At 64.9% G+C, this 16,083-nt stretch carries 14 protein-coding genes; 6 read left to right on the forward strand and 8 right to left on the reverse strand.

The annotated features are described in order from the left end of the window. Window positions 1–9: 9 nt before the first annotated feature. The 3 genes from VL752_RS17055 to xylB form a co-directional block, all read right to left on the reverse strand. Window positions 10–189: a CsbD family protein gene (locus VL752_RS17055; RefSeq protein ID WP_325357061.1), complete on the reverse strand. Its 180-nt coding sequence runs from the start codon at window positions 187–189 to the stop codon at window positions 10–12. A gap of 196 nt (window positions 190–385) precedes the next feature. Then, entirely contained in the window at window positions 386–643 is a 258-nt protein-coding gene (locus VL752_RS17060) for a GlsB/YeaQ/YmgE family stress response membrane protein (RefSeq protein WP_325357062.1), read from the reverse strand. A 113-nt stretch (window positions 644–756) separates the two neighbouring features. Beyond that, window positions 757–2,217, reverse strand: coding sequence for a xylulokinase (gene xylB / locus VL752_RS17065; RefSeq protein ID WP_325357063.1), 1,461 nt, complete (start codon window positions 2,215–2,217; stop codon window positions 757–759). 352 nt (window positions 2,218–2,569) lie between these two features. Between xylB and VL752_RS17070 the strand changes: the two genes are divergently transcribed. The 3 genes from VL752_RS17070 to nagA all read left to right on the forward strand — a co-directional run bounded on the left by VL752_RS17070 (window position 2,570) and on the right by nagA (window position 6,208). Further along, on the forward strand, window positions 2,570–3,427 hold the full coding sequence (locus tag VL752_RS17070) for a hypothetical protein (RefSeq protein WP_325357064.1): 858 nt from the start codon (window positions 2,570–2,572) through the stop codon (window positions 3,425–3,427). A 337-nt stretch (window positions 3,428–3,764) separates the two neighbouring features. Beyond that, complete coding sequence (locus tag VL752_RS17075) at window positions 3,765–5,060, forward strand: NAD(P)/FAD-dependent oxidoreductase (RefSeq protein WP_325357065.1); 1,296 nt, start codon at window positions 3,765–3,767, stop codon at window positions 5,058–5,060. After that, window positions 5,057–6,208, forward strand: coding sequence for an N-acetylglucosamine-6-phosphate deacetylase (nagA, locus tag VL752_RS17080; RefSeq protein WP_325357066.1), 1,152 nt, complete (start codon window positions 5,057–5,059; stop codon window positions 6,206–6,208). Before VL752_RS17075 ends, nagA begins: the two co-directional genes overlap by 4 nt. 42 nt (window positions 6,209–6,250) lie before the next feature. Here the strand turns inward: nagA and VL752_RS17085 are convergent, their stop codons facing one another. The 3 genes from VL752_RS17085 to VL752_RS17095 form a co-directional block, all read right to left on the reverse strand. After that, a complete protein-coding gene (locus VL752_RS17085) occupies window positions 6,251–7,594 on the reverse strand; it encodes a gluconate:H+ symporter (protein ID WP_325357067.1) in 1,344 nt (447 codons plus the stop codon). Window positions 7,595–7,672: 78 nt separating this feature from the next. After that, the gene (gene arfB, locus VL752_RS17090) at window positions 7,673–8,095 is read right to left on the reverse strand and encodes an alternative ribosome rescue aminoacyl-tRNA hydrolase ArfB (RefSeq protein WP_325357068.1); all 423 of its coding nucleotides are present in this window, start codon (window positions 8,093–8,095) and stop codon (window positions 7,673–7,675) included. 135 nt (window positions 8,096–8,230) lie between these two features. After that, window positions 8,231–9,289 (reverse strand): glycosyltransferase family 4 protein, encoded by a 1,059-nt coding sequence (locus VL752_RS17095; protein ID WP_325357069.1) that lies wholly within the window; start codon window positions 9,287–9,289, stop codon window positions 8,231–8,233. 370 nt (window positions 9,290–9,659) lie between these two features. Here VL752_RS17095 and VL752_RS17100 point away from each other — a divergent pair, with 370 nt between their 5' ends. The 3 genes from VL752_RS17100 (at window position 9,660) to VL752_RS17110 (ending at window position 14,822) form a co-directional block, all read left to right on the forward strand. Next, the gene (locus tag VL752_RS17100; protein ID WP_325357070.1) at window positions 9,660–11,510 is read left to right on the forward strand and encodes an ABC transporter ATP-binding protein; all 1,851 of its coding nucleotides are present in this window, start codon (window positions 9,660–9,662) and stop codon (window positions 11,508–11,510) included. Between the two features lie 61 nt (window positions 11,511–11,571). Beyond that, window positions 11,572–13,020, forward strand: coding sequence for an alpha,alpha-trehalose-phosphate synthase (UDP-forming) (otsA, locus tag VL752_RS17105; protein WP_325357071.1), 1,449 nt, complete (start codon window positions 11,572–11,574; stop codon window positions 13,018–13,020). Between the two features lie 113 nt (window positions 13,021–13,133). Continuing rightward, on the forward strand, window positions 13,134–14,822 hold the full coding sequence (locus VL752_RS17110; protein ID WP_325357072.1) for a glycosyltransferase family 39 protein: 1,689 nt from the start codon (window positions 13,134–13,136) through the stop codon (window positions 14,820–14,822). 19 nt (window positions 14,823–14,841) lie between these two features. On the opposite strand, the gene VL752_RS17115 is transcribed toward VL752_RS17110, so the two are convergent. Both VL752_RS17115 and VL752_RS17120 read right to left on the reverse strand, forming a co-directional pair. Then, window positions 14,842–15,405, reverse strand: coding sequence for a NifU family protein (locus VL752_RS17115; protein WP_325357073.1), 564 nt, complete (start codon window positions 15,403–15,405; stop codon window positions 14,842–14,844). 183 nt (window positions 15,406–15,588) lie between these two features. Then, window positions 15,589–16,083 (reverse strand): ATP-binding cassette domain-containing protein (locus VL752_RS17120; protein ID WP_325357074.1); only part of this gene is annotated, 495 nt, incomplete at its 5' end.

Consider the following 16,083-nt stretch of genomic DNA (forward strand, 5'->3'; position numbering starts at 1 on the left):
CGAAGAAGATTACTTCGTCGCGTCGCGAAGACTGTCCTTGGCGCCGCCATAAGCGTTCTGCACCTTGCCGCCGACCTTTTCGGCCTTGCCTTCGGCCTGCATCTTCTTGTCTCCGGTCACTTTGCCGGCAGCTTCCTTGACGGTACCCTTGACCTGGTGGCCGATACCTGAGGTGCGATCCTTGTCCATCCTGCGTCTCCTTATACTGCGAGGACTCTGCGCAGTCTGCGCGTCCTCTTAAGATGTGAGATGGGGACAGTGTTTTCCGGAAAGAAGAGGGCGACCCGGCTGCGACGCTTCACGTCCGCGTGCTCCTGTCCCACTGATGAAATGAAAAAGGCCGCGCCCGAAGGCGCGGCCTTTCCCATTAGGCAAGTGCGCAGGATCAATAAGCCCGTCGTCCGAAGATGGCATGGTAGATGACGAGCAGAATAATCGCACCGATCACAGCCACGACCATGCTGTAGAGGTTGAAGCCCGTGATGCCGGCCGCGCCGAAGGACTGGAAGACGAAGCCGCCGACCAGTGCGCCCACGATCCCGAGCACGATATCCATGAAGAAGCCTTCGCCGCTACGATTGACGATCTTGCTCGCGATGAAACCGGCGATGAGGCCGAGCACGATCCAGCCGATGATGGACATCGCATACTCTCCTGAATGAGGCCGCCGAGCGGGGCTGGGCGGCGCTTATGCAGAGGAACAAGGTGTCGCGCCCCGCTTCTTCAAGGGAAATCCTTCGCGCCCAATCTGGCAAATCAGGCCGTACGAGCGCCTTTGATCGCGGGATACAGTGCCCGATAGAAGGGCAGCCGCGCCTCATAGGCTTCCTGCAGCGCGGGAATGGGCGCGACGGCGGAGAGGCGGCGCGGTGGCGTGCAGAGGGTCGCCGGGTCCTCGCCTGTTGCAGCCAGACGTCCGAGGCGTGCGGCACCGAAGGCCGCCCCGTGTTCGCCATCGGCCAGTCGATGCAGGGTCAGTCCGAGCACCGAGGCGAGGATCGTGATCCAGGTGCCGCTGCGCGAGCCGCCGCCGATGACATCGGCCTCGGTGATCTCGGTTCCCGCCGACCGCAGCGCGTCCAGGCAGTCGCGGAAGGAGAAGGCGACGCCTTCGAGGACGGCTTGGGTCATGGCGGCCCGGGTCGTATCCTGCGACAGGCCGAGGAAGGCGCCGCGGATCATGCCGTCATTATGTGGCGTCCGCTCGCCGGAGAGATACGGGAGGAAGGTCGCTTCCGAAGGCGCCGACGGCGCCTCGGGCAGGTTCTGCAGAAGGGTGGCTTCTTTCTCGCCCGCGACACGGCTCCACCAGGCGAGGCTGGCGGCGGCCGATAGGGTGACCCCCATCTGATGCCACAGGCCAGGAATGGCGTGACAGAAGGCATGGACCGCGGCTTCCGGATTGGGACGGAAGCGATCCGTGGTCACCCAGAGCACGCCTGACGTGCCGAGCGAGAGGAAAGCGCTTCCGGGGCGGATGGCCCCCAGCCCCACGGCGCCGGCGGCGTTGTCGCCGGCACCGCCGGCAATGACGGGGGACGTTTCCATGCGCCATCGTGCCCGGAGATCGTCGCTGAGTTGGCCTGCGGGGGCGCTCCCTTCGACCAGGCGCGGCATCGCGCTGAGCGGGAGGCCGGTTGCGGCGAGGACCTCCTCCGACCAGGCGCGGGCGCCGACGTCTAGCCAGAGCGTGCCGGCGGCATCCGACATTTCCTCGATCATCTCGCCGCTCAGGCGATAGCGCAGATAGGCCTTGGGCAGGAGCACCTTCGCCGTCTGGGCAAAGACATCGGGTTCGTGGGTGCGGACCCAAAGCAGCTTGGGCGCCGTGAAGCCGGGCATCGCCGGATTGCCGGTGATCTGGCCCAGGTTGGGGAGGCGCTCCTCCAAGAGGCGGCATTCGGCTTCCGAGCGGGTGTCGTTCCAGAGGATGGCGGGGCGGAGCGGGTGGCCTGCCCTATCCAGCAGAACGGCGCCATGCATCTGCCCGGACAGGCCGATGCCGCGCACCGCGGCGAGGGCCGGCCCATGGCTTTGGGCCAGCGAATCGATCGCGCGCAGCGTCGCCTGCCACCAATCTTCCGGATTCTGCTCGCTCCAACCTGGATGCAGGCGGGACACCTCAAGCGCTTCAGTATGGGTCGCCCGCACGGTCTCGGTCTCGTCAACGAGTACGACCTTGATGCCCGAGGTACCCAGATCGATGCCGAGATACATGCCACTTCACTCCCTTGGATTATGACTGCTGCTGATAGCAGGAAGCGAAACTGCCAGCGAGGGGAGGGCCGGGGTTCCATGCTCGTCAGATTCTGCCATGTGGAGGCTTCATTTCAGGCGAGCGGTATGGCAAGGAAGCTCCGCCGGACGCGAAAGCCAAGTCTGCGTGTGGCGCAAGGATCACAGGCGTGAGAGTTTTCCGCGTTGCGGCATTTTTCTTGCAATTTCCTGTTGCTGCGCATCATTTGAGCGACTACACCTTTCCTAAGGTTAATGTCCGGTTGATCTAATCAGGCACTGTCACAGTGCCGCCCGGTTTGAGTTCGGGTCATTTTTTGCGGAGATGACGGCGATGAGCGGCACAACGACAATGAGCGGCGGGACGACACCTGCCAATTTTACCGATGCGAGTGGCGCTTCAGCGGCCTTCGCTACCTATTTCGGCGCTGGCACGAGCTACACGGCGTTCACCGGTGGTGGCACGGTTTCGGTGGGCGGCGCGGCGACCCTTGGTACCTCCGCTACTGCCTACACGATCAGCGGCGGCACGACGGCGGTCGCCGATACCTCGGCTGGTGGCAACAGCATCACCTCGACGACCAACACCACGATCTTCGCTGCGCCGAATGACACCATCACGGCGGCGACCGGGTCCACCACCCTCTTTGGCGCTTCTTCCGGCCAGACCACCTTCTCCCTCGGCGGTAGCGGTTCCTCCGTCACGGGCGGCGCGGGCGACATCCTGGGTTCGGCATCCGCTTCCAACAGCACCCTGGTTGGCGGCACGGGCACCAGCCTCTTCACGGTGACCGGCGCTAACAACCTCGTGGTTGCGGGCCAGGGCGGCACGACGGGCGTCGATCTCAGCCAGACGACGGGCGCGGAGACGATTGCAACCAACCCGCTGGGCAATTCCGGCACGCTGGTCGCGACGCTGGGCAGCGGTGCGGACTCCGTCATCGGTGGCAGCGGCGCCTCGACGATCACGGCCGGTTCCGGCAATGACGTCTTCGGCTTCGTCAACGGCCATGCCGGTGGCAGCGAAGTCATCATCGGCTTCAACTCCAACGACACCCTCGCCTTCGGTGGTTACGGCTACTCTGCGAGCGTCACCCCGACGGAAACCGTCACCGGCGGCAGCGACGTCATCACCCTCTCCGATGGCACGACGATCACGCTGGTCGGCGTCGACCACAAGCTCTTCTCCTAAGCGAGACCCCGCCCCGGTTCTTCCAGGGCGCCCCGCGCTTCAAGACCCAGCCGCCCGCAACTCGTTGCGGGCGGTTTCTTTTTGTTCAATCAGCGCCGTGGAAGGATATCGTCGCCTTCATGTTTGGCAGGACTTCGGGTGTGCGCCTTCGCGGGCGCAGCAACGGGCGGCAGGGTCAGAGCGGTTCGGCCGACATCACGCGAGCGGCGACCTGCACCGTGATTCAGACCCCTTTTCAACCGATTAGAGTGTGATTCACGTGTCAGATAGAAGCTGTGTCGCTTCAATCTGACACGATCCCACTCTAGGCTGAGCCATCACCGGACTCATGGGCGCCATGTCTCTGCACGTCGACAAACCGTTGCCACCCAGCCTCTATGCGGACACCGCCATTCCGCCCCTTGCCCTGCCGCGGCTCGAGGGGACGGCCCGCGCCGCCGTCGTCGTCATCGGTGGCGGCATCACCGGTCTCTCCTCCGCGCTTCATCTCGCGGAAAGCGGCACCGACGTTCTTCTGCTCGAAGCCCAGGAGCCGGGCTGGGGCGCCTCCGGTCGCAATGGTGGCCAGGTCAATCCTGGCCTCAAACCGGATCCGGAGGAGGTCGAGCACGGATTCGGGGCGCTTGGCCATCGCATGGTGCGCTTCTCCTACGCAGCGCCGGAGGCGCTCTTTCGGCTCGTCGAGCGTCACCAGATCCGATGCGAAGCGCAGCAGTCAGGCACGCTGCGGGCCGCCGTCAGTGCCAAGAGCCTGGCCGGACTGCGGGTGCTCGCGGCGCAGTATGAGCAGCGCGGGCTGAACGATGCCCGCTACCTTGATGCGACGGAGTCGGCCGAATTCACCGGGACCCGGCGCTATCACGGCATCCTGAGAGATCCGACAGGCGGCTCCGTCAATCCGCTCGGCTATGCCCGTGGTCTTGCTCACGCCGCGATCGCGGCTGGCGCGCGCCTTCATTCCCATAGTCCGGCCACGCGGCTCCAGCGCATGGCAGACGGAAAATGGCAGGTCACCACGCCGAAAGGCAGCGTTATGGCCGACCGGCTCGTCATCGGCACGAATGGCTATACGGATAATCTCTGGCCCGGGCTCCGTCGCTCCGTTGTTCCGGTCTGGTCCGGCATCACCGCAACCGAACCTCTGCCCGACTCGGTGCGCCAGCAGGTCATGCCCGGCGGTGGCGTGCTCTACGAACTCGGCTCCATCACCGTCTATTACCGGCTGGACGTCGGGAACCGTCTTCTCATGGGTGGGCGAAGCAAGTTGCATCATATGGCCGGCCCGGAGGGCTTCGGCCTCCTTCAGCGCTACGCGGAGAAGCTGTGGCCTGCGCTCAAGGCCGTCCGCTGGACCCATGGCTGGAACGGCCAGCTTGCCATGACACCGGACCATTATCCGCATCTGCACGAGCCGGAGCCGGACGTCTTGATCGCGCTCGGCTATAACGGCCGCGGCGTCGCGATGGCGACGGCGATGGGCGGCATCGTTGCCCGCCGCATCGGCGGCGAATCCGAAGAGAGCCTCGACATGCCAGTTACCGGTCTCAAGCCCATTCCTTTCCACGGCCTTTGGCCGCTCGCGGTGCAGGGCCGTCTCGCCTGGGGCCGTATCGCTGACAGGCTCGGCCTGTGAGCGGCCCTCTGCTGCTGCGCGGCGCCCGTATCCTCACCGAAGCGGGTCTGGAGGAGGGGCTTTCCCTTCTGATCGCCGAAGGCCGTGTTCTCGATCTTCTGACCGGCAGTGCTGCGCCCTCACAGGTGCAAGTCGAGTCGCTGCCGGAAGGCAGCATCCTCGCTCCCGGCTTCGTCGACCTGCAGGTCAACGGCGGTGGCGGCGTCCTGTTCAATGAGACTCCGACCGCCGCGGCCGCGCGGGCCATCGCCGCCGCGCATCGCCGCTTCGGCACGACCTCCATCCTGCCGACCGTCATCACCGACCGGCCGGTGGTCATGCATCAGGGTGTCATCGCCGTGCGCGAGGTGATGGCGCAACCCGGCAGCGGCATCGCCGGCATCCATCTTGAAGGACCCTTCATCAGTCCCCGTCGGCCGGGCGTTCACGATCCGGCGCTGATCCGTCGCATGGAAACGGCCGATGTCGACTGGCTCTGTCTTTCCGCCGCCGATCTTCCGTTGCTGCTTACCCTTGCGCCGGAAGAGGCGACGGATGCCGATTTGAGGCGGCTTGCAGCTGCGGGTGTCGTGCTGAGCGCGGGGCACACGGCCGCGAGCGCCGAGCGGATTGCCGAGTCGATCGCCCTCGGCCTGCGTGGCTTCACCCACTTATATAATGCGATGCCGCCGCTCGCCGGGCGGGAGTCGGGGCCGGTAGGCGCGGCCTTCCTTGACCCGTCCGCCTGGTGCGGGCTGATTGTGGATGGTGTCCATGTCCACCCCGCCTCGCTGCGCCTGGCCCTTGCCGCGCGGCCCGAAGATCGCATGCTCCTGGTGACTGATGCGATGACCGTCCTCGGCACCGAGGCAGACGGTTTCAACCTCTATGGCAATCGCATCCTTCGCCGCCATGGGCGCCTGGAGCGGGAGGACGGCACCCTCGCAGGTGCCGATCTCGACATGGCGGCCGCCGTGCGCAACACCGTTTCGATGCTGGGTTGCACGCCGGAGCGCGCGCTCCGCATGGCCTCCACCTACCCTGCGGCCTTCATGGGCCTGGCCGATCGCGGCCGGATTGCGCCCGGTCTCAGGGCCGATCTGGTTCTTCTGTCCGAGGCTCTGGAGGTTCGCGGCACTTGGCTCGAAGGCGAATTCGCCGCTGCGTGAGAAGCCAGGGCGGAGACAAAGCCTCCGCCCTGATCGTCCGGTTCAGACGCCGATCGCCGCCAGCAGCAGAACCATGGCCAGGCCGAAGACCGAGATGATGGTCTCCATCACAGACCAGCTCTTCAGCGTCTGCGCGACACTCATGTTCAGATATTGCTTCACCAGCCAGAAGCCGCCGTCGTTGACATGGCTGAAGATGAGCGAGCCGGTGCCCGTCGCGAGCACCAGAAGCGGTGCGGAAATCCCCGGCGTGTGGGCGGCGATCGGTGCCACGATGCCGGCGGATGTGATCATCGCGACGGTCGAGGAACCGACGGCCAACCGCACCACGGCTGCCAGCAGCCAGGCGAGCACCACGACCGGCACATGCGCGCCGAGCGCCATGGTCACGATGGCATGGGAAACGCCGCTGTCGATCAGCACATGGCCGAAACCGCCGCCCGCGCCGATCAGCAGCGTGATCATCGCGGTCGGTGCCAGGCATTCATTGGTGAAGACCAGGATCGTCTCGCGCGACATGCCGCGCGCGACGCCGAAGGTGATGAAGCTGAGGATCGCCGCGAGCAGCAGCGCGATGTCGGTATTCCCGAGGAAGGTCAGCAATCCGTAGATCGCGGAGCCTTTCGTCGTGAAGAGATCGGCGAAGCTGCCGAGCAGCATCAGGATCACCGGCAGCAGCAGGGTGAAGAGCGTGACGCCGAAAGGCGGCAGGCTGCGGTTGGGCTCGGCATGAAGGAACTGCTCGGCCATCGGATTGTTCGGGTCGAGAATCGTGCGCGGGCCGATGAACATTGCGTAGAGCGGGCCTGCGATGATGGCCGCCGGAATGCCCACGACAAGGGCGAGCAGGATCGTGTGGCCGATATCGGCATGAAAGGCCTGAACCGCCAGCATCGCGGCCGGATGCGGCGGCATCAGCCCGTGCACCACGGAAAGACCGGCGATCAGGGGGAGCGCCACCAGAAGAAGCGGCGTTTCGGTGCGCTTGGCCACGTTGAAGGCAATCGGGATCAGCAGCACGAAGCCGACTTCGAAGAAGACCGGCAGGCCCACGACGATACCGATCAGCACCATCGCCCAATGGACGTTCTTTGGCCCGAACCAACGGATGAGCGTGTTGGCGATCTGCTCCGCACCGCCCGACTCCGCCAGCATTTTGCCGAGCATCGTGCCCAGAGCGATGATGATGGCGATATGGCCAAGCGAATTGCCGACCCCGGTCTCGAATGATTTGACGACCTTGCCGGGCGGCATGCCGGCGGCGAGCGCGAGGGCCAGAGAGACGACGAAGATGACAATGAAAGGGTTGAGCTTGAAACGCGCGATCAGAATGATCAGTGCGAGGACCGCGACGACGGCAAGTCCTACGGCATATTCAGGAGGCATGGACAGAACTCCGAGGCTTCAATTTGTCGGCAAAATCTCCTCTCCTGGCTGCGAAAGCAATGGGGCGCGCAATGACGTCTAGTCGTCAGGGGTGCCGCGCAGGCGTTTGATCCCGCTGCGCCGGGCTTTGGATTGCAGGCGGCGTTCCTGGCTTCCGTGGGTCGGGCGGGTCGCCCGGCGCTTGCGTGGAACCGTCGCGGCCTCCTGGAGCAGCTCACGCAGCCGCTCCATCGCCTCCTCTCGATTGCGGATCTGGCTGCGAAAACTCTGAGCGAAGATCACAATGACCCCGTCCAGCGTCATGCGCTGGCCGGCGAGGCGCGCGAGACGCGGGCGCATCCCTTCAGGAAACACGGTTTCACCCTGGGTGTTGAAGCGCAGTTCCACGGCGGTCGCCACCTTGTTGACGTTCTGGCCGCCCGGTCCGCTCGCGTGCACGAACCGAAATGAGAGATCGGCATCGTCAATCGCGAAGCCGGCGGTGATGGAAATCTTCGCCATGGGGCTGCTCATACAGAAAGGGCGCCGGAGTGTCTCCGGCGCCCTTTCCTAGCATTCTCGCGGCCGCAGGTCGCCCGAAGGCAACCGAAAGGCTCAGCCGGGGGCGCCTAGCCGGGGGCGCCCAGCCGGGGGCGCCTAGCCGGCCACGGCCCGGAGCTGCGCGGCACGCGGCTTCTCGGCCATCTCCTCGTAGACGGAGACATAGTCTTCCGCCATGCGGCGGGCGCTGAAGCGCTCCTCGAAGCGGGACCGCACCTGGGCGCGGTCCAGTTCCCCGATACGGCGCACTGCGCGCACGGCATCCGCCTCGTCGCGGCAGATGAAGCCCGTCAGCCCGTCCTCGATCACTTCGGGAACGGAACCGCGTTCATAGGTAATGACCGGTGTGCCGCAGGCCATGGATTCAATCATGACCAGGCCGAAAGGTTCCGGCCAGTCGATCGGGAAGAGCAGGGCATGGGCGCCGGAGAGGAAATCCGGCTTCTGCATCTCGTTGATCTCACCGATGAACTCGACATGCGGCTGCTTCAGCAGGGGCTTGATGACGGCTTCGAAATATTCGAGATCCGCGGTGTCGACCTTGGCTGCGATCTTGACCCGCATGCCCGCCTTGCCCGCGATATGGATGGCTTTGTCGACCCCCTTTTCGGGGGATACTCGGCCGAGCACGGCCAAGTAGTCCTGGCGGACGTTGCGCGGCGTGAGGATATTCGTCGGCAGGCCGTGATGCACCGTCCGCACCCAATTCAGGTTCGGCACCGGTGCGCGCTGACTGTCCGAAATCGAAACGAGCGGGACCTTCGGGAAAGCGCCGTAGATATCGACGAATTCGGGCAGGTCGAGACGGCCGTGGATGGTCGTCACGAAGGGTGTCGGCTGGCGCGAGAAAAGCGAGAAGGGGAGGTAGTCATTGTGAAAATGAATGACGTCGAATTCGTCCGCTCTCTCGCGCACCGCTTCCATCATGATCATATGCGGCGCCATGCGGTCGCGGATATTGGGATCGAGGCGCAACGCTTCCACGCACATCGGTTCGAGCTTGGCGGTGGTGCGGCTGTCGCCGCTCGCGAAGAGCGTCACCTCGTGGCCCATGGCGACGAGTTCCTCCGTCAGGAACGAGACGACCCGCTCCGTTCCGCCATAAAGGCGGGGCGGTACGGCTTCGTAGAGAGGGGACACCTGGGCGATACGCATCTCGTCGAACTCTCCTGAAGGCCGGCGCCACCCGAGGCTCACACGGGTTGCTGCGGCGACATTCGTTGACTTCTAATAGGATAGGAAAATTACTTAATCTCGAGACTCAACATTTGAACCTCAGCCTGCACCATCGGCGCTGAATGTGGCGAAATCTCGGCGCTAAAGCTTTGAAATATAGGCAAACCATCGAAACCCGCCCTATTTCCGCTACGATCGCTCTTTAAGTCATCCATCAACCTGAAGTGATGGCCGCATCCTCGCGATGTGCACCATCTGGGAATTCGACGGGTTCCTGACGAGATGATGCGGATGGATCAGCGCTTCCTCTTCGGAAAGTTGATCGGTCCGCTGAAAAGAGGATGACGGAATGGACGGCTACTCACGCTCCGGAACAGATCGCAATGCGCCGATGGGCGGCGAATTCTCGCCGGCCTCCCCGAAGCAGACGGAAACGCTGCTCGGCTTGCGCGGCAAACCGATCCGCTTTCTGTGTCACTTCGTCGCACGCCACCCGTGGGCGCATTCCGGCGTCATGGTGTCTGTGCTGGTGGCGGTGCTCTGCTCGGTGCTGACACAATACGGGCTGAAAAATCTGGTCGATGCGGTGTCTCATGGCCATGGCGCCGCCGCCGTCCACGGCGTCTGGATCGCCTTCGCGATCCTGGCCGTGCTGATTGCTGCGGACAATATGATGTGGCGCGTCGGCGGCTGGATTGCCGCGCGTCTCTTTGTCCAGGTGACGGGTGATGTCAGGCGCGACCTTTTCAACCATCTTGCCGGTCACAGCCCGAGCTACTTCGCCGACCGTCTGCCGGGCACCCTTTCCGGTCGCGTGACCGCCACGGCGAATGCGATCTTCACGACCGAGAACACGCTCGCGTGGAACATCATGCCGCCCGTGGTCGCGGTGATTTTCTCAATCGCTCTCGTGACCTCGGTTAATCCGATGATGGCTCTCGTCATGCTGGCAATCAGCGCGAGCCTCGCCTTCATCATCTTCCTGCTTGCCCGCCGCGGCGGGCCGCTGCACCGGAACTATGCCGGGTCGGCCGCCCGCGTCGATGGCGAACTCGTAGACGTGATCGGCAACATCGCGGTTGTGCGTGCCTTCGGCGCGACCTTCCGTGAATCGAAGCGGATCGCCGAGACCATCGGCGAGGAGATGGACGCCCGCCACAACAGCCTGAAGTATCTGGAGAAGCTGCGTCTTCTCCATGCCGGCGTGACGGCGATCTTTTCGGCCGGCGTCATGGCCTGGGCGGTGGTCCTGTGGGGCCACGGTCAGGCGACCCCGGGCGACATCGTGCTGATCGGTTCGCTCTGCTTCACGATCCTGCACGGCACGCGTGACTTGGCCGTCGCCCTTGTTGACCTCACCCAGCATGTGGCTCGCCTGGAAGAGGCGACCGCGACGCTCCTGCTGCCCCACGCACTGCCGGATGCGCCCCAGGCCCGTCCGCTGCTGTTGACGGCCGGCGGCGTCCAGTTTGACGACGTGCGCTTCTCCTATCCCGGCCGTCCGGAGGTGCTGAAGGGCGTCTCCATCGCCATCAAGCCGGGTGAGCGGGTCGGCCTCGTCGGCTCCTCCGGTGCCGGCAAGTCCACCATCCTCAGCCTGATGCAGCGCTTCTACGATCCGAGCGAAGGCCGCATCCTGATCGACGGGCAGGACGTCGCACGCGTGACCCAGGAAAGCCTGCGTCAGGGCATGGCTGTCGTCCCGCAGGACATCTCGCTCTTCCATCGCACGGTGCTGGAGAACATCCGCTACGCCCGGCCCTCGGCCACCACTGCCGAGGTGCTGCACGCCGCTGAACTCGCCCGCTGCCGGGAATTCATCGAGGAATTGCCCGAAGGCTTCGACACCATCGTCGGTGACCGCGGCACCAAGCTTTCAGGCGGCCAGCGCCAGCGCATCGCGATCGCGCGTGCCATTCTGAAAAATGCGCCGCTGCTGCTGCTCGACGAGGCCACCTCGGCGCTCGACACTGAATCCGAGCAGGCAATTCAGAGCGCGCTGGACACGCTCATGGAAGGCCGCACGGTCGTCGCCATTGCCCACCGCCTCTCTACCCTGCGCAACTTCGACCGCATCATCGTCATGGATAACGGTGCGGTGGTGGATGACGGTTCGCCCACCGAACTGTCTTCGCGCCCGGGTCCCTACCGGGACCTGCTGACGCGGCAGAACGTCATTCCCATGGTGCGGGCGGCCTGATCCCAGGCCATCCGCTTCAGGGGTTCCCGATCCTCGCGTCTGATCAAAAGGAACGATCACGATGGATGAGACGATGTTCGGCCAGGCGCTGGGTGCTCTCCGCGAGACGGCCGCAGGCGTCAGCTCCGCCGCTCAGGCGGGGCGGCTGATCGTTGTGTCCAACCGCGTGGCGCCCATTGAGGAGGGGCAGCCGACCGCCGGCGGCCTCGCTGCCGGGGTGTTGGACGCGCTGCAGGAAATGGGCGGCCTCTGGATCGGTTGGAGCGGGGAGATCGCCGAAGGCGAAAGCCGCATCCAGCCGGAACGCCAGAAGGGCCGCATCCGGCTGCAGATGCTTGACCTCGCACAAGGCGACTACGACGACTATTACCGTGGCTTCGCGAATTCCGCGCTCTGGCCCGTGTTGCATTACCGCTCTGCCCTCGCGCGCTTCTCCCGCAGCCATTATGCCGGCTACCGTCGGGTCAACGCGCTCTTTGCGAGCGCGGTGGCCGAAGGTCTTGCGCCGGACGATATCGTCTGGGCGCATGACTATCACCTGCTCGGCCTCGCCGCGGCGCTCCGGGCCCAGGGTGTGACCAATCGCCTCGGCATCTTCCTCCATACGCCCTTTCCGGCGGCGGCGGTTTTCATGACCATCCCGGTCCATGAGGAACTTGCCCGCGCACTTTGCCAATATGACCTCATCGGCTTCCAGACCGAGGTCGATCGTCGCGCCTTCGAGGATTACGTGCTGCGCGAGGCGGACGGCCATCTCCTGCCGGGTCGCGCGCTCATGGTCTTCGGGCGTGTGGTTCGCACCGGCGTCTATCCGATCGGCGTCCAGGTGGACGAGATCCGCGCCCAGGCAGAGCCGGCGGCCGAATGCCCGCAAATGGCGAAGCTGCGCGCCTCCACCGGGGACAGCAAGCTCATCATCAGCGTCGACAGGCTCGACTATTCCAAGGGGCTGAACGAGCGCTTCCTCGCCTATGAGCGCTTTCTCGAACAGAACGAGGCACGGCGGGGCGCCGTGACCTTCCTGCAGATCGCGCCCCCCTCGCGCACGGATGTCGAGACCTACCGGGAAATCCGGCTGGAGCTTGAAGGGGAGGCGGGGCGCATCAACGGCCGCTTCGCCGAGCTTGACTGGACGCCGCTGCGCTACCTCAACAAAGGCTTCGCGCGGCAGGCGCTCATGCCCATGTACGCGCTGGCGGATGTCGGGCTCGTCACGCCGATGCGGGACGGCATGAACCTCGTCGCAAAGGAATATGTCGCGGCCCAAAACCCGATCGATCCAGGCGTGCTGGTGCTCTCTCAATTCGCCGGCGCGGCCTGCGAGCTCAAGGCGGCTCTCCTGGTCAATCCGCATGACCCGGACGCCATCGCCGAGGCACTGGAGCAGGCACTCTCCATGCCGCTTGCCGAACGGCGGGAGCGGCATGCCGAGATGATGGCGGTGCTGCGCAGGAACAGCCTCGGCACCTGGCGGGATCGCTTCCTGGGTGATTTGCACCGGCGCGGCTGAGGCTTTTCTTCCGGGCGGTTCGGGCACGGGAAAGGCGCAAGGCGAATGCAAATCCGCCGCAATCCTATTGCATCGTCACCGATCATAACGCATGTCGGCCCCCGGGAGAGACCATGTCGACCGTAACGCACCGCTCTGAGGAGTCATCTTCCACTCTGGCCCGGACCAAGGTCTGGCTGCAGCGGCAGCCGGAGATCCGGATTGCGATCGTCCTTTTCGTGCTGGTCACCGGTGTCGCCTTCATCGCCCGCTTCTACGGCATCGACGCCATGCCATTCTGGCTGGATGAGGTGACGACCGTTCAGCGCGCGAGCCTGCCCTTCTGGGACATGGTGACCGATTCCCTCGCCAATCATCACCTGCCGTCCTATTTCGCCCTGGCCGGCGCCTTCGGCCGTTTCGGCAGCATGACGGAATTCGTGCTCCGTCTCCCCTCGGCGTTCTTCGGTGCGGCCTCCTGTGGCGTGCTCTTCCTCATAGGCCGAGAGCTCGGTGGCTGGCGGGCAGGGCTCGTCGCCGGGATGCTGCTCGCCCTCTCTCCCTTGCAGGTGCAGTATGGGCAGGAGGCCCGGTCCTACACCTTCGTCATTCTGATGATGGCGATCGGCCTTCTGGGCTTCGTCCAACTTGCGCGGGACTCGCGCGCCGCCAGCCTCCCCTGGGGCATGCCGGGCGCCCGTCTTGCTCCCTGGGTCATCTACACACTCGGCACGCTCGGTGCGCTCAATGTCCTCAGCACGGGCTTTTTCTGGCTGATCTCGGCCAATCTTGCCGTCATCGCCATTCTGCTGCGCGACCACGAGATCGACCGTGGGCGCTTCCTCCGCCGCTGGCTTCTGGCCCAGGGGATTGTGCTGCTTTTTACCCTGCCGTGGTTCGGGGCAATGGATGTCTTCACCCATGGCGAGATGACCAATGCCACCAACTGGGTGCCCCAGATCACCTGGCATAGCTTCTACTCGGTGCTCGGCTCCCTCTACCTGATGCGCGTCACCCGGCTGATCAACTTCCATGTCTTTCCGGCGGCGGTGCCCGGTTTCGGCGTGCTGGTGGTGGTGCTCGGTGTGCTCGGGCTGCTCTACCTGCGCCGTCTGCGCGCTGGCTGGGGCTCGGGCCCGCGGTCGCGCAGCCTTATCCCGGCGCTGGTCATCGCGGCGGCGGTGCCGCCGCTCCTCATCCTGCTGATCTCGATCGTCAAGCCGCTCTGGATGCCGCGCTATCTCATCTGGAGCACGGTGCCCTTCCTGATTTTCGTTGGCCTCGGCATCAACTATCTCCCCGCGCGCTTCCGCAACGGGGCGGTCGTCGCCGTCCTGCTGCTCGCGGTCGCCAACCTCGTGCCCTACTACAATGCCGAGACCAAGCCGCGCTGGGATCTCGCTGCGCGCGTGCTCACCCGGGACATGAAGCCCGGCGACATGATCCTCATCTCCGACGAACTGCCCGTCTATATGATGAACTTTTTCCTCAGCCGGCGGGGTGAGGTCATCCCCGCCTCGAACTGGACGACCGACGTTTTCCGTGCCGCCAAGCATCTTCAGGACGGCGGACGGGTCTGGGTCATGTTCGGCCGCGTCGGCCAGGCGGACCGCACGCCGGTGCCGAGCTTCGCCCGCATCGTGAAGCCGCTCGGTGCGCCGGTCGCGGATGTCCAGGTCGGCGACCTGATCCATATGAAGCTCTATGCCCGGCCGCCTGAGGCCGCCCCGGTGGTCGCCTCGGCCGCCGACTGCAACGACGGGGCCAAAGAAAAAGCCGGCAAGGAGGTCCCTGCCGGCTGTGACGCTCTCGCCCTGCAATAAGCAGGAAGCGGGTGGGGTATCAGAACTCCTCCACCTGCTCGACGGCCACGACCTCCGGGACATAGTGCCGCAGCATGTTCTCGATCCCGTGCTTGAGCGTCGCGCGGGAGGAGGGGCAGCCGCTGCAGGCGCCCTGCATGTGCAGCTTCACGACGCCGTCGCGATAGCCGTGGAAGACGATGTCCCCGCCGTCACCGGCGACCGCGGGGCGCACCCGGGTATCCAGCAGCTCCTTGATCTGGTCGACGATTTCCTGGTCCTCGGGGGCGATGTCTTCAGCCGCGGCTGCCGTTTGCGTCGCATTCACGATCGGCCGCCCGGAGACGAAATGCTCCACCAGCGTGCCCAGAACCTGGGGCTTCAGCGCGGACCAGGCTTCGTCCTCGCTCTTGGTCACCGTGATGAAATCGGTGCCGAAAAAGACGCGGGAGACCCCGGGCAGCATAAAGAGAGCGCTGGCGAGCGGGCTGTGGTCGGCGGCCTCCGCGCTCGCGAAATCGGCCGTGGCATGGCCCATGACGGCGCGGCCCGGGAGGAATTTCAGCGTCGCGGGGTTCGGCGTGCCTTCGGTCTCGATGAACATCAGATGTGACCTGCTTCTCAAGGATATGAGCGGTCTTATACAGGACATGGCTGGTCCTGTAACTTGAAAGCCCCCCGGGCCAGGGTTGCGTTCCGGGAAAGGGCAGGACGAACAAAAAAATGGCGGACCCGGCTATTTGAAGCCGGGGCCGCCATTGAGCAACCGGGTTCGGCGCGGCCGCTTTCAGGCCCCGCCGCGCACCACCTTGTAGTTGCGCTTCACGACATCGAGCAGCTCCGGCACCGAGGTTTCCGCCGCGTTCCGTTCGAAGGTGACTTCGCCGTGCTGGAACATCATGATCCGGTCGCAGACCTCGAGGGTCTGGGCGTAGTTGTGCGCGATCATGATGAGGGACAGGTCGGCCCGCTTCTTCAGGCGGTCGATGAGGTCGAGGATGAGGCCGGATTCACGCGCACCCATGGCGGCGAGCGGCTCGTCCAGCAGCAGGATTTTGGCCTTGGAATAGACCGCACGCGCGATGGCGACGGCTTGGCGCTGGCCGCCCGAAAGCATGGCCACTTCCTCGTTCACGTTCGGGATGTTGACCCCGATATCCTCGAGCGCCTCGGCCGCCCGGCGGCGCATCGACCGGTTGTCGAGCAGGCGGAAGGGCCCCGCGCGCAGCGGTTCCCGGTTCAGGAACATGTTGTGGTAGATCGAGAGGCCGGGAACGAGGGC

It is taken from the genome of Acidisoma sp., from assembly GCF_035492295.1.
Taxonomy (GTDB): domain Bacteria; phylum Pseudomonadota; class Alphaproteobacteria; order Acetobacterales; family Acetobacteraceae; genus Acidisoma.